The 12,594-nt window shown below is 63.7% G+C and carries 11 protein-coding genes; 3 read left to right on the forward strand and 8 right to left on the reverse strand.

Going from position 1 to position 12,594, the window contains the following annotated elements:
* The first annotated feature begins 279 nt into the window (after positions 1-279).
* Positions 280-633, forward strand: a complete 354-nt coding sequence (locus ACODSK_RS30810; RefSeq protein WP_489021665.1) for a hypothetical protein — start codon at positions 280-282, stop codon at positions 631-633.
* A 77-nt stretch (positions 634-710) separates the two neighbouring features.
* Here the strand turns inward: ACODSK_RS30810 and dacB are convergent, their stop codons facing one another.
* Positions 711-2,165 carry a D-alanyl-D-alanine carboxypeptidase/D-alanyl-D-alanine endopeptidase gene (gene dacB / locus ACODSK_RS30815; protein ID WP_489021667.1) on the reverse strand — a complete coding sequence of 485 codons (1,455 nt, stop codon included), beginning with the start codon at positions 2,163-2,165 and terminating at the stop codon, positions 711-713.
* A 216-nt stretch (positions 2,166-2,381) separates the two neighbouring features.
* Here dacB and ACODSK_RS30820 point away from each other — a divergent pair, with 216 nt between their 5' ends.
* The gene (locus tag ACODSK_RS30820) at positions 2,382-2,723 is read left to right on the forward strand and encodes a YggL family protein (RefSeq protein WP_489021668.1); all 342 of its coding nucleotides are present in this window, start codon (positions 2,382-2,384) and stop codon (positions 2,721-2,723) included.
* Positions 2,724-2,763: 40 nt separating this feature from the next.
* Here ACODSK_RS30820 and ACODSK_RS30825 read toward each other — a convergent pair whose 3' ends face one another.
* From ACODSK_RS30825 to ACODSK_RS30855, 7 genes are all read right to left on the reverse strand, one after another.
* Complete coding sequence (locus tag ACODSK_RS30825) at positions 2,764-6,444, reverse strand: transporter substrate-binding domain-containing protein (RefSeq protein ID WP_489021670.1); 3,681 nt, start codon at positions 6,442-6,444, stop codon at positions 2,764-2,766.
* Positions 6,441-7,067 carry a response regulator gene (locus ACODSK_RS30830; protein ID WP_489021672.1) on the reverse strand — a complete coding sequence of 209 codons (627 nt, stop codon included), beginning with the start codon at positions 7,065-7,067 and terminating at the stop codon, positions 6,441-6,443. The genes ACODSK_RS30825 and ACODSK_RS30830 overlap by 4 nt, the downstream gene beginning before the upstream one ends.
* A gap of 217 nt (positions 7,068-7,284) precedes the next feature.
* The gene (locus tag ACODSK_RS30835) at positions 7,285-8,616 is read right to left on the reverse strand and encodes a deoxyguanosinetriphosphate triphosphohydrolase (RefSeq protein ID WP_489021673.1); all 1,332 of its coding nucleotides are present in this window, start codon (positions 8,614-8,616) and stop codon (positions 7,285-7,287) included.
* A gap of 80 nt (positions 8,617-8,696) precedes the next feature.
* Entirely contained in the window at positions 8,697-9,860 is a 1,164-nt protein-coding gene (locus ACODSK_RS30840) for an EAL domain-containing protein (RefSeq protein WP_489021675.1), read from the reverse strand.
* Between the two features lie 82 nt (positions 9,861-9,942).
* Entirely contained in the window at positions 9,943-10,287 is a 345-nt protein-coding gene (locus ACODSK_RS30845) for a hypothetical protein (protein WP_489021677.1), read from the reverse strand.
* The gene (locus tag ACODSK_RS30850) at positions 10,284-10,652 is read right to left on the reverse strand and encodes a phage holin family protein (RefSeq protein ID WP_489021679.1); all 369 of its coding nucleotides are present in this window, start codon (positions 10,650-10,652) and stop codon (positions 10,284-10,286) included. Before ACODSK_RS30850 ends, ACODSK_RS30845 begins: the two co-directional genes overlap by 4 nt.
* Positions 10,653-10,661: 9 nt before the next feature.
* Positions 10,662-10,976, reverse strand: coding sequence for an ElaB/YgaM/YqjD family protein (locus ACODSK_RS30855; protein WP_489021682.1), 315 nt, complete (start codon positions 10,974-10,976; stop codon positions 10,662-10,664).
* A 310-nt stretch (positions 10,977-11,286) separates the two neighbouring features.
* Between ACODSK_RS30855 and ACODSK_RS30860 the strand changes: the two genes are divergently transcribed.
* Positions 11,287-12,495, forward strand: a complete 1,209-nt coding sequence (locus tag ACODSK_RS30860; RefSeq protein ID WP_489021684.1) for an ammonium transporter — start codon at positions 11,287-11,289, stop codon at positions 12,493-12,495.
* Positions 12,496-12,594: the final 99 nt, after the last annotated feature.

Raw genomic sequence — 12,594 nt, forward strand, 5'->3', positions numbered from 1 at the left:
CTGATGGCCTCATCGCCGGCAACGCCGGCTCCCACAGGGTTTCGGGCCAGCCGCAGGATCCAGGCCAGACACAGGAACCTGTGGGAGCTGGCATTGCCAGCGATGAGGCCGGCAAGGACAACCCGACCAGCAAATGGATGTCGAGGCTGATGGCCTCATCGCCGGCAACGCCGGCTCCCACAGGGTTTCGGGCCAGCCGCAGGATCCAGGCCAGACACAGGAACCTGTGGGAGCTGGCATTGCCAGCGATGAGGCCGGCAAGGACAACCCGACCAGCAAATGGATGTCGAGGCTGATGGCCTCATCGCCGGCAACGCCGGCTCCCACAGGGTTTCGGGCCAGCCGCAGGATCCAGGCCCGACACAGGAACCTGTGGGAGCTGGCTTGCCAGCGATGAAGCAGGCAAGGACAACCCGATCAGCAAGATCGATGTCGGGGCTGATGGCCTCATCGTCGGCAATGCCGACTCCCACCAGGATCCCGGTCGATCACCGGATCGAGGTCAGGCACAGATCCTGTGGGAGCTGGCTTGCCAGCGATGAGGCCGGCAAGAACAACCTGATCAGCAAGATGGTTGTCGAGGCTGATGGCCTCATCGTCGGCAATGCCGACTCCCACCAGGATCCCGGTTGATCACCGGATCGAGGTCAGGCACAGATCCTGTGGGAGCTGGCGTTGCCAGCGATGAGGCCCTCAGCATCAACAAGGATTCAGGGCTGACTGGCCACCGCCGGCTTCGGCTGCTTGTACAGGTCCAGCAGCACCTGGTCGAGCACCGCCGATGCTCCCCATGGGCGAGGGTCGTTGAGGATCGCGGTCACTGCCCAGGTAGTGCCGTTGCTGTCACGGCTGAAGCCGGCAATCGCCCGCACGGTGTTCAGGGTGCCGGTCTTGATGTGGGCTTCGCCGGCCATGGCGGTGCGCTTGAGGCGCTTGCGCATGGTGCCGTCCATGCCGGTCAGCGGCATCGAGCTGATGAACTCGGCGGCATACGGGCTCTTCCACGCCGCCTGCAGCAGGGTCGCCATCTCCCGCGCGCTGACCCGTTCGGCACGGGACAGGCCGGAGCCGTTTTCCATCACCAGGTGCGAGGCGGTGATGCCTTTCTTGGCCATCCACTGTCTTACCACGCGCTGCGCTGCCTTGGCGTCGTCACCATCGGCATCGGTACGGAAGCGCGCGCCGAGGCTGAGGAACAGTTGCTGGGCCATGGTGTTGTTACTGTATTTGTTGATGTCGCGGATGATCTCCACCAGGTCCGGGGAGAAGGCGCGGGCCAGCAGGCGGGCGTTCTTCGGTACGTCCTGGACCCGGTCGCGGCCCTGGATGGTGCCGCCCAGTTCGTTCCAGATTGCCCGCACTGCACCGGCGGCGTAGGTCGGGTGGTCGAGCAGCGACAGGTAGGTCTGCGAGTTGCAGCCATCGCCCAGTTGCCCGGTGACCGTGACCGTCACGCCATCGGCCTGGACCACCGGGTTGTAGCGCACATCGCCGCTGCATTGCTTGCTGTTCACGGCCTTGACCTGGTTGTCGATGCGGATGCTGGCGATCGGCGGCTCTACCGAAACCAGTACCCGGCCGCCGTCATTGCGGGCGACGAAGCGCAGGGCCTTGAGGTTGACCAGCAGCGAGTCGGGCTTGACCAGGAACGGCTTGTTCTCGTCGCCACCGTCGTCGTTGAACTGCGGCAGTTGCGGCTGGATGAAGTGGCTGCGGTCGAGCACCAGGTCGCCGGTGATGGTCTGCACGCCGTTGGCACGCAGGTCGCGCATCAACAGCCAGAGTTTTTCCATGTTCAGCTTGGGATCGCCGCCGCCCTTGAGGTACAGGTTGCCGTTGAGCACGCCGTTGCTCAGCGGGCCGTCGCTGTAGAACTCGGTTTTCCACTGGTAGGTCGGGCCGAGCATTTCCAGGGCGGCATAGGTGGTCACCAGCTTCATGGTCGAGGCCGGGTTGACCGAAACATCGGCGTTGAAAATGGTCGGGGTACCCGGCCCGTTGAGCGGGATCATCACCAGGGACAGGGCGGAATCGTCGAGTTTGTTGGCCTTGAGGGCCTGTTGCACCTTGGGCGGCAGGCTGGAACTGGCAGGAGCGGCATGGGCCGGCACGGCGAAGGGCAGAAGCAGGCCGGCGAACAACAGCGAGCGGAGGGATGGGGTCATAAGCACTGGAACCCTGCATGTAGAAGGGTGAAATGTAACGGGGCTGTACAGGATGATGGCCCCGACTGAAAAAATGATAGCGCGCATTATGCCCCAAGCTTGTATCGAGATGCGTCGCGAATACGTTTGCCAGTGGCGGTTTTGTCGGGTTTTCCCGGGCAGAAGGGTGGCGAAACTGGTACAGTGCGCGGCGTAATTACTCAAGAGGATTGTTTCATGGCTACCAACCGTTCCCGCCGTCTGCGCAAAAAGCTCTGTGTAGACGAATTCCAGGAACTGGGTTTCGAGCTGAACCTGGAGTTCAAGGAAGACCTGAGCGAAGAAGCCATCGATGCCTTCCTCGACGCATTCCTGGCTGAAGCCATGGATGCCAACGGTCTGGACTACGTGGGCGGTGACGACTTCGGCCTGGTTTGCCTGGCCAAGCGTGGCTCGGTCAGCGAAGAGCAGCGCGCCGCTGTCGACGCCTGGCTCAAGGGCCGCAGCGAACTGACCAAGATCGAACTCAGCCCGCTGCTGGACGCCTGGTACCCGGAAAACCCGGTCAACAAGGCCTGATGCACACAACGCGGCAGCCCTCGTGCTGCCGCGTTGCTTTTCAGTCCTTGCCTTCCTCGCCGACGTCCGTCGGCTCCGGCAGATTCGCCAGGGTTTGCCGCAGGGTCTCATCGACCCGTCGCATCTGTTGCAGCACCTGCCGCTTGCGGCGCCTGAGTACCGGCTCGGGGGCGTAGCGCGCACAGACCTCCTCGAGTTTTTCACAGGCCAGCATCAATTCCTCGGCCTGGACGATCCGTGCCACCCCGAGAATCTGGTGGGCGACATTCTTCAGCGGTTGCGGGTTGCCGTGGGTATCGATGGCACGCAGGCGCTGCTGGTCTTCCGGGCTGCTGCGCAACAGGGTTTCCAGCAGACGGCGCAGTTCGTGCGGGCAGTCGCCGATGATCGGCTGCAGGCCGGTGAGATCGAGCAGCGCCGGTAGCGAGGCATCGGCGGGGGCTGCCTGCAGCGGCACGCTGGCCAGGCGTTGACCGAGGGTATGCAGGCCGATGGGCTTGAGCAGGCAGTCGTCCATGCCCGCTTGCAGGCAATGCTCGTGGACTTCCGGCTGGGCGTTGGCGGTATAGCCGAGGATGGTGCAGGGCGCCCGTTGCTGGCGCCGTTCTTCGTCACGGATGGCCTGGGTGAACTGGTAGCCGTTCATGTCGGGCATGTTGCAGTCGACGATCAGCACGTCGAAGCAGCTGTCCAGCCACAGGGCCAGGGCCTGCTTGCCGTTGTCGATGCAGCGGTAGTGCACGCCGAGGAATTCCAGTTGCTGGGCCACCAGTTGCAGGTTGGCCGGGTGGTCGTCCACCACCATGACCCTCAGGCTGGCGCTGGGCATCGGTGGCGAGGATTCGCAGGGTTGCGGGTCGGCGCTTTCGGGCAGGCTGCGCAGCGGCAGGATGACGCGGATTTCCGTGCCTTCCCCGGGCTTGCTGAACAGGCTCAGCTTGCCGCCCATCATTTCGCACAGGCTGCGGCTGATCACCAGGCCCAGACCGGTGCCACTGCGGGCCTGGGCGCTGCCCGGCTCGATCTGCACGAAGGGCTGGAACAGGCGCTGTTGATCATCCACCGAGATGCCGACACCGGTATCGCACACCGACAGTTCCAGTTGCAGGTCATGCCGGCCACCCTCGGGGCCGTCGGGAAGGCTGGACAGGCTGAGGTCGATCCTGACCTGGCCCCAGGTGGTGAACTTGATCGCATTGCTGACCAGATTGGAGAGGATCTGCTTGACCCGCAATGGATCGAGCAGCACGTCGCGGTGCGCACTGCGGGAAATCGTCAGGTTCAGCTCCAGGCCTTTTTCCCGGGCCAGACCGTCGAAGACCTGGCCCACCGACTGCACCAGCTCCGCCGGATTGGCCCGTTCAGGGTTGAGGTTGAGGTGGCCGGATTCGATGCGGGCGATGTCGAGGATATCGCCGATCAGCGCCAGCAGGTCGCGGGCGGAGCGATACGCGACTTCGATGGCCGGGCGCTCCATCTGCGGATCGCCAGTACGCTTGAGGGCCAGTTCGAGCATGCCGATCAGGGCATTCATCGGCGTGCGGATCTCGTGGCTCATGGTTGCCAGGAACACGCTCTTGGCGCGGTTGGCCGCATCGGCCTGTTCCTTGGCCAGGCGCAGGTCATGGATCAGTTGCCGGCGCTCGCTGATGTCCAGCCAGCCGCCGATGATGCCTTTCACTTCGCCCAGCGAATCACGGTAGGGCAGGACCCAGTGGTAGATGGTCTGCTCGGTGTCCTTGAGCATCAGCGGGCGATCGACGATCAGCGGCTTGCCTTCGTTCATCACCCGCAGGTAGTCGGCCTGGATCTTGCGCGCATCGTCGGTGACCCCCAGCGGCGCGACGTGGATCGACTTGCCCAGGACCGCCTCCAGGTCCACGCCGAGGGCCTGCAGGTAGCTGTCGTTGCAGGTCTGCAGCAGGCCGTGGCGGTCGCGTACATAAATCGGATGGGGGGTGCCGTTGACCATGGCGCGCATGAATTCGAGCTGGTCGTTGAGCGCCCGTTCGGCGGCCTCGCGCTGCTTGATCTGGCGGCGCATCCAGGCGTTCCAGGCCAGCGACAGGAGCAACAGGACCAGGGTGCCGAGAATGATCTTGAGGATGCTTTGCTGGTGGCTTTGCCAGTAGGAATAGGAGCCGCCGCTGTAGCCGCGCCAACGGCTGTTGATGATGCCCATTTCCTCGGGAACGATGCTGGTCAGTGCCTTGTCGAGGATCGACGCCAGCTCCGGGTCGTTGCGCGAGGTGGCCAGGGAGAAGGTCGCCGGAATGTCGCTGACGGTGGAACGGATCACCAGATGACGCTGGGTGGTCAGATTGAAGTTGGCGTTGATCAGGGTCATGACCATGCCGTCGACCTGGCGGTTGACCAGCATGCTGGCGGCGGCGGCGGTGTCTTCGGTGGAGACCAGCTGGATATCCGGATAGCGCTGGCGGATGCCGTCGTTGAGCAGGTTGCCGCGGCTTACCGCGAGGCGCCGGCCGTGCAGTTGTTCGAGGGATTGCGGAGCGTCCTTGCCGTCGCGGGTGACCAGGACGTAGGAGTTTTCCAGGTACGGTCGGCTGATATGCAGCGCCTGTTCCCGCTCCGGGCTGCTGGAGATGGCCGCGATCAGTTCGGCGTGATCGTGGGTCACCTGGTCGATCATGTCGCTGATGCCGTTGCTGCGCTTGATCTCGAAATGCAGGCCGGTGCGCAGGCGGATCAGCTCCAGCAGGTCGGCGGCGATGCCGCGCAGGTTGCCGGAGCGGTCGAAGAAGGTCAGCGGCGCGGCGTGTTCGTCCACCGTCACCCGCACCACCGGGTTCTTCGCCAGCCACTGTTCCTCGCTGGGCGACAGTTGCAGCTTGCGATCGGTGAGCAGGATGCTGCTGCCGGCGCTCCAGCGCTGGAAGATGCTGGCGCGGGTGGTGCTGGTCACCGCCTCCAGGGTCTTGTTCACCAGGGTCAGCAGGACCTGGTTGTTCTGCTGCACGGCGAAGCCGAAGCCGGTGGCCTCGTGCTTGGCGAAGTTGGCCATCTTGAGGTTGCGCAGATGGCTCTGGTTGAGCAGGTAATGGGTCGACAGGGTATCGCCGAGAAACACGTCGGCCTGGTCGAAGGCCACGGCGTTCAGGGCGTTGTGATAGGAGCTGTAGGTGCGGATGCTGGCGTGGGGATAGGTGGCGCGGACTTCGGCGAGCGGCAGGTAATGCTCGATCATGCTCAGGCGCAGGTCCTTGAGGCCGGTGTCCAGCGGCCGGGTTTCGTTTTCCCGGGTGACCAGCACCGGTTGATCTTCCGCGTAGGGTTGCGACAGCACCACATTGGGTACGGCGAGATCGTAGCTGTTGGCGCTGCCGAGCAGGTCGATCTTGCCGGCAACCAGGGCCTGGAGCGCCAGGTCGCGACTGGCGAAGCGGCGGATCGTCACCGGCAGGCCGAGGGTGGCACCGAGCAGCCCGGCGTAGTCGGCGGTGACCCCTTCGTAGTCGCGTCCGCTGGCGGTCATGTCGAAGGGCGGGTAGTCCGGCGCCGAGGTTCCCAGGATCAGTTCCCGGCGGTTGTGCAGCCAGGCCTGCTGCGCGGGGGTAAGGGTAATGCGCAAGGGCACCTGGGCGCCGCGACTGAACAGTTTGAAATTGTCTTCCGCGGCTTCGTTCGCCGTGGTGTGCCCGGGACCAAAGCCGAGCAGCAGGGCGATCAGCACCACCTTGCCGAGCATGCGTGCCTTCATACCAGTTCGTTGCGCTTGGCCATTTCGATAAGTTCCACCAGCGAGCGCACCTTGAGTTTCTGCATCAGGCGTTTCTTGTAGGTACTGACGGTCTTGTTGCTGAGGAACATGCCTTCGGCAATTTCCTTGTTGCTGCGACCCTGGGCGAAAAGTTGCAGGACCATCAGTTCGCGATCATTGATCGATTTGAAACGTTCTATTTCTTCCGAGATGTTGAACTGTTGGCGCAGTGGACTGATGGCCTGGCTGGGGAAGTAGTTATATCCGGAAAGTACCGCGCGGATTGCGCTCAACAGTTCGCTCAGGTCTTCCTGCTTGCACACGTAGCCGCAGGCGCCGGAGAGCATGCAGCGAATGGCGAACAAGGCGGGGGACTGGGCGGTGAGCACGAGGATCTTCAATGACAGCGACATGGTATTGAAGCGCGACAGCACTTCCAGGCCGTCCAGGCGGGGGATGCCGATATCGAGGATGACCAGGTCGGGCGGGCTTTCGCGGACCATCTGCATGGCGTCGACCCCGTTATCGGACTCTCCGGCGATCCGATAGCCTTCGTTTTCCAGCAGCATTCGCAGGGCCAGGCGAATGACGGGATGGTCATCGACAATAAAAACAGAGTGCATGCTCAATCTTCCAAAGGAACTCTCAGAGGCGGCACCATAGCCCAGAAGAGAAGCCTGCACGTCAATTGAGTGGGGGTCGGCTTTAATATAGGAATTTTCCTACTTTATATTTACGTTTCGACTACAAAGTTGTTTGGGAAGTTTCCCTGGTTGTTGTCGGAAAGTAGAGGCAAAGGGCCATGTCAAAGCGTGTTGAACATGGCCCTTGCAACTGGCGTCAAACAGGACTGGAACGACCGGTCATCTCCCGTGCCATTTCGCTGGCATAGCTGTCGGTCATCCCCGCAATGAAATCGATCATCCGCAGGAACGCCGCGTGCAGCGAGGCGTCCGGGTCGGGCGCATTGTTGCCGAGCAGATCGAGGATGCGCCGATGCTTGAACGACGGCGTGCGTCCGCCATGCTGCTCCAGCGCGGCACCACAGAAGGAATTGAGGAGAATCTCCAGGGTGGTATAGGCGCCGATCTCGTGCAGGGTCTTGCGCTTGTCCTGGAAGATCTTCTTGCGCGCGATGTCCTTGGCCTGCAGCACGCAGCGCTTGGCCGGGCCGTCCATGTGTTCCACCAGGTCGCCCTGCAGGGTGCCGGCCAGCAAGGCCTGCTGCTGCTCGACGAAGGCCCGCGCCGCGGCATTGGTCAGGTGCTCGATGGCCTTGCCGCGCAGAATCGCCAGCTTGCGCCGGCGCGAGTCCTGGGGGCCGAGCTGGCGATAGGTTTCCGGCAGGTCGTCACCCACCAGCCCGAGGAGCAGGGCTTCCACTTCCGGATAATCCAGCAGGTCCATTTCCAGGCCGTCTTCCAGATCGATCAGGGCATAGCAGATATCGTCTGCCGCCTCCATCAGGTAGACCAGCGGATGGCGCGCCCAGCGCTGCTCGTCCAGCAGCGGCAGGCCGAGCTTGTGGGCGATCTGCTCAAGCAACGGCAACTCGCTCTGGTAGCAGCCGAACTTGTGTTTCTTGTAGCCCAGGGAGTCGGCGTGGCGGGCGGTCCAGGGGTATTTCAGGTAGGTGCCGAGGGTGGCGTAGGTCAGCCGCGTGCCGCCGTCGAACTGGTGGTACTCCAGCTGGGTGAGGACGCGGAAACCCTGGGCATTGCCTTCGAAATTGAGAAAGTCGCCGCGCTCGGCGTCGCTCATCGCGTCGAGCCAGCCACGCCCGGCGGCCTGCTGAAACCAATGGCGGATGGCGTCCTCACCGGAATGGCCGAACGGCGGGTTGCCGATGTCATGGGCCAGGCAGGCGGACTGCACGACCATGCCCAGGTCGCTCGGCTCGCACCAGTCCGGCAGGGACTCGCGCAAGGTCTCGCCGACCCGCATGCCCAGCGAGCGGCCGACGCAACTGACCTCCAGGGAGTGGGTCAGGCGGGTGTGGATATGGTCGTTGCTGGTGACCGGATGAACCTGGGTCTTGCGCCCCAGGCGGCGGAAGGCGCCGGAAAAGATGATGCGGTCGTGATCCTTGTGGAACGGGCTGCGGCCCAGTTCCTCGGAACTGTGCAGGGGTTTGCCGAGGCGTTCGCGGGTGAGCAGGGTGTGCCAGTCCAAGGCCGGGTCTCCATAGCGTGGGGCAAGGGCCTAGCTTCCCGTGTCGGGCCCTGTACCGCAAGCTTCCCTGTGCCGCAGATTCAAAGTCCGGCAGCGTCGAGGTCGATCAGCAGCAGGCGGCGCCCGCTGTCGAAGAACTGCCCGGCGGTCAGGCAGTACTGGTTGGTAGTGGCATCGCGGTAGGTGTTGGAGAGGATCAGGCGGCGCTCGTCCCAGCCCTCGGCGAGCAGGTGATAGAAGTACGGTCGCCACGACCAGTTGTGGCCCAGGTAGCTGGCATCGACGTGCCAGCCCTGCTGGCGCCATTCCAGGTTCGGCGTCAGTTGCGTGCCGTGGCGATCGCAGAGGAAGAAGCGCAGCAGCCAGGGGTAGGCCTTGAGGTCGGGCAGGGCTTCGATCGGCGCGTTGGCCAGCGCCCACTGTTGCAGTTGCGGCATCAGTTCCACCAGTTGCTGGCGCCGTTGCATCAGCCGCGCCCGCTCCGCCAGTTTGCCCTGCACATACTGCTCGCGCAGGCGGGCGAAGCGGTTGGCGAAATTCTGCGCCGGGAAGAAGCCTGGCTGGGCTCCGGCGAAGAGAAAGCCTTGCAGATAGCGGGCGCCGCATTCCAGGGCGAAATTCAGTTCCGCCTCGGTTTCCACGCCCTCGGCGATGATCCAGCAACCGGTGCGTTCGGCCATCTGCGCCAGGGCCTTGACCACTTCGCTGCTCGGGCCCCCACGGGCGGCACTCTGGAACAGACGCATATCGAGCTTGAGGATGTCCGGTTGCAGCGACAGCACCCGGTCCAGTTGCGAGTAGCCGGCGCCGAAGTCATCGATGGCGACCCGCGCGCCCGCCTCGCGATATTGCTTGACCACGGCGGCCAGGCGCTCGCGGTCGCCGCCGGTTTCGGTGATCTCGAACACCACCCGACGCGGGTCGATGCCCTGCTGGCTGAGCTGCGTAAGGCTGGGCAGTGGTTCGCCGGGTTGCAGCTCGCTGACCCAGCGCGGCGAAATGTTCAGGCTCAGGAACCAATCTTCCGGGGCCTGGTGAAATTGCTTGAAGGCCTGTTCCCGCAGGGTCCGGTCGAGTTTGAGCAACTCGGCGGAGGGGATGCTCGGATCATTGAACAACGGTCCTACCGAACGTAGCTGGCCATCGCTGCGGCGCAGGCGCCCCAAAGCTTCGACGCCAGCGATACGGCCAGTGGCGGTGTCGATGAACGGCTGGAAACAGGCGAGCGGTTGCTCGACGGACACGGCGACTCCTTGTTGTTCTAGACGCTGGAGGCGGTCAGGCGACCGCCCGGTCATCGTTCTGCAAGAATGCCGCCAGTTCCGTTCAGGGGCGCCCTTGGGGTGGCTGCATGAACAGCCGGATAAGTGGCAATAGGCTACCAGCGAGTTTGGTCAGTCGGCTCAGGTTGCCGCTGCGCGCACCTTTGCCGGTGATGAAGCCGAGCAGGACTACGGCACCGATGCCCCATAGCGGCGCATGCTTGATGCCAAGGCCGCCTTGCAGGCCGCTGTGCAGGCTGTCGCCCATATTGCGCAGGCGGCTCAGCGGCTGCAGGGCCTGATGGGCTTCGTTGCGGATTTCCTGGCGGTGCATTTCCATGCGCAGACGCACCAGGGCCTTGCGCAGTTCGCGGCGGTCATTGGTCTTGGGCAGTTCAGGCAGGCTCATGGCAACAGGCGCTCCCGGTCCTTGGCGAGTTCTTCGAGGGTGGCGCTGAACGGCGACAGCTCATCATGCACTGCGGCCTTCAGGCGCACACCGCAGAACAGCGCGGCAGCACCGTAGAACACACAGAGGCCGATGATCCCGGCCAGGCGATAACTGTCCCACAGAAGCACCAGCAGCAGCGCCGACAGCGCGGTCAGCAGGAGCAGGGCGAAGACCAGCGCCAGGCCGGCGAACAGCAGCAGGTTGAGGGTGCGGGCCTTCTGCTCCTGCAGTTCGATACCGAACAGTTCCACATGGCCGTGCAGCAGGCCGAGGATGGCAGCGCCCAGGCGCCGGGACGACGAACCGGGGGTTTGGTTTTCCATGACCCGCCCTCAGCGCCGACTGGCCAGCAGACCGATCAGGAAGCCCACGCCGGCAGCGATGCCGATGGATTGCCAGGGGTTGTTCTGCACGTAGTCCTCGGTCGAGGTCAGCGCTGCCTGGCCGCGTTCGCGCAGGTCGCTGTTGGTCTGTTGCAGGGTTTCGCGAGCGCGCAGCAGGCTGTCGTGGATCTGCGCTCGCAGCTCATCGGCCTGGTCGCCGGCAAGGGTGGCGGTGTGTTCGAGCAGTTTTTCGGTATCGCGCACCAGGGTCTGGAAATCCGCCATAAGGATTTCCTGGGCGGTTTGTGCCTGTTTGCTGGCCATGAGGTTCTCCATGAAAGGTTGGCAATTGGAATTTCGAGTGTAGGGCGTCGCTGAAGGTTCAGTAAGAAGGTACTGGTACAGCAATTGCTTCGCAGTGGTGCGCCTGGCTTGGCGCCTGCGCCGTTTGCGGGCGCGGGGCTGTCTGGCCGGGCGTTCAACCATAACCCAATTCAATACAAACCCCGGAAAAATCACCTCGCACGGGTTGCCGCACCCCAGGGAAGGGCACCTGATTGATCCAGTCTGGTGCATTAAGGACGGCTCTCGAACTGCTTTGGTGCTTTTTTATTGCTGCAGGTCTGCCGACTTCATGGAAAATTTGCAAAGCGCCGTGGACACCCTGGTCCAGGGCTCCAATACCCTGTTCATTCTCCTCGGCGCGGTCATGGTCCTGGCCATGCACGCCGGTTTTGCCTTCCTCGAAGTGGGCACCGTGCGCCACAAGAACCAGGTCAATGCCCTGTCGAAGATCCTCAGTGACTTCGCCGTTTCGACCCTGGCCTATTTCTTCATCGGCTACTGGCTGTCCTATGGCACCCATTTCCTGCACCCGGCGGCGACCCTCGGCGCCGAGCACGGCTATGGCCTGGTGAAGTTCTTCTTCCTGCTCACCTTCGCGGCGGCGATCCCGGCGATCATTTCTGGCGGCATCGCCGAGCGTGCACGCTTCGCCCCGCAACTGTGCGCCACCTTGCTGATCGTCGCCTTCGTCTATCCGTTCTTCGAAGGCATTGTGTGGAATGGCAACTTTGGAGTGCAGGCCTGGCTGACCGCGACCTTCGGTGCGCCGTTCCATGACTTCGCCGGCTCCGTGGTGGTGCACGCCATGGGCGGCTGGCTGGCGCTGGCGGCGGTGCTGCTGCTTGGCCCGCGCAATGGTCGTTACCGCGAAGGGCGACTGGTCGCTTTCGCGCCGTCGAATATTCCGTTTCTTGCCCTGGGTTCGTGGATCCTGATCGTCGGCTGGTTCGGCTTCAACGTGATGAGCGCCCAGACCCTGGGCGCGGTCAGCGGCCTGGTGGCGGTCAACTCGTTGATGGCCATGGTCGGCGGCACCGTCGCCGCGCTGCTGGTCGGGCGCAACGACCCGGGCTTCCTGCACAACGGCCCGCTGGCCGGACTGGTAGCGATCTGCGCCGGTTCCGACCTGATGCACCCGGTTGGCGCGCTGGTGACTGGCGCGGTGGCCGGTGCGCTGTTCGTCTGGTGCTTCACCGCCACCCAGAACCGCTGGAAGATCGACGACGTGCTGGGTGTCTGGCCACTGCATGGCCTGTGCGGGGTCTGGGGCGGGATCGCCTGTGGCATCTTCGGCCATGAAGTGTTCGGCGGGCTTGGCGGGGTCAGTCTCGCCAGCCAGTTGATCGGTAGCCTGGCTGGCGTGGTTGTCGCGTTGGTCGGCGGTTTCGCCGTTTATGGCGTGATCAAGCGCGTCCATGGCCTGCGCCTGAGCCAGGAGCAGGAGTACTACGGCGCCGACCTGTCGATTCACAAGATCGGCGCTACCAGTCAGGACTGAGGGCGGGGGGGCAAGGCCGCCTGTCTTGATATTTGCGGTGTTCCTGAGATCGAGCGCCGCCCGCGCGGCGCATCGCCGGCAACGCCGGCTCCCACATTT

It is taken from the genome of Pseudomonas sp. FG98, assembly GCF_057808595.1.

Excerpts from the sequence above, each read along its gene's own strand:
- ACODSK_RS30810 (WP_489021665.1), top strand. The coding sequence starts at position 280 with ATGGATGTCGAGGCTGATGGCCTCATCGCCGGCAACGCCGGCTCCCAC.
- ACODSK_RS30820 (WP_489021668.1), top strand. The coding sequence starts at position 2,382 with ATGGCTACCAACCGTTCCCGCCGTCTGCGCAAAAAGCTCTGTGTAGAC.
- ACODSK_RS30830 (WP_489021672.1), bottom strand. The coding sequence starts at position 7,067 with ATGCACTCTGTTTTTATTGTCGATGACCATCCCGTCATTCGCCTGGCC.
- ACODSK_RS30855 (WP_489021682.1), bottom strand. The coding sequence starts at position 10,976 with ATGGCCAGCAAACAGGCACAAACCGCCCAGGAAATCCTTATGGCGGAT.
- ACODSK_RS30845 (WP_489021677.1), bottom strand. The coding sequence starts at position 10,287 with ATGAGCCTGCCTGAACTGCCCAAGACCAATGACCGCCGCGAACTGCGC.
- ACODSK_RS30850 (WP_489021679.1), bottom strand. The coding sequence starts at position 10,652 with ATGGAAAACCAAACCCCCGGTTCGTCGTCCCGGCGCCTGGGCGCTGCC.
- ACODSK_RS30825 (WP_489021670.1), bottom strand. The coding sequence starts at position 6,444 with ATGAAGGCACGCATGCTCGGCAAGGTGGTGCTGATCGCCCTGCTGCTC.
- dacB (WP_489021667.1), bottom strand. The coding sequence starts at position 2,165 with ATGACCCCATCCCTCCGCTCGCTGTTGTTCGCCGGCCTGCTTCTGCCC.
- ACODSK_RS30860 (WP_489021684.1), top strand. The coding sequence starts at position 11,287 with ATGGAAAATTTGCAAAGCGCCGTGGACACCCTGGTCCAGGGCTCCAAT.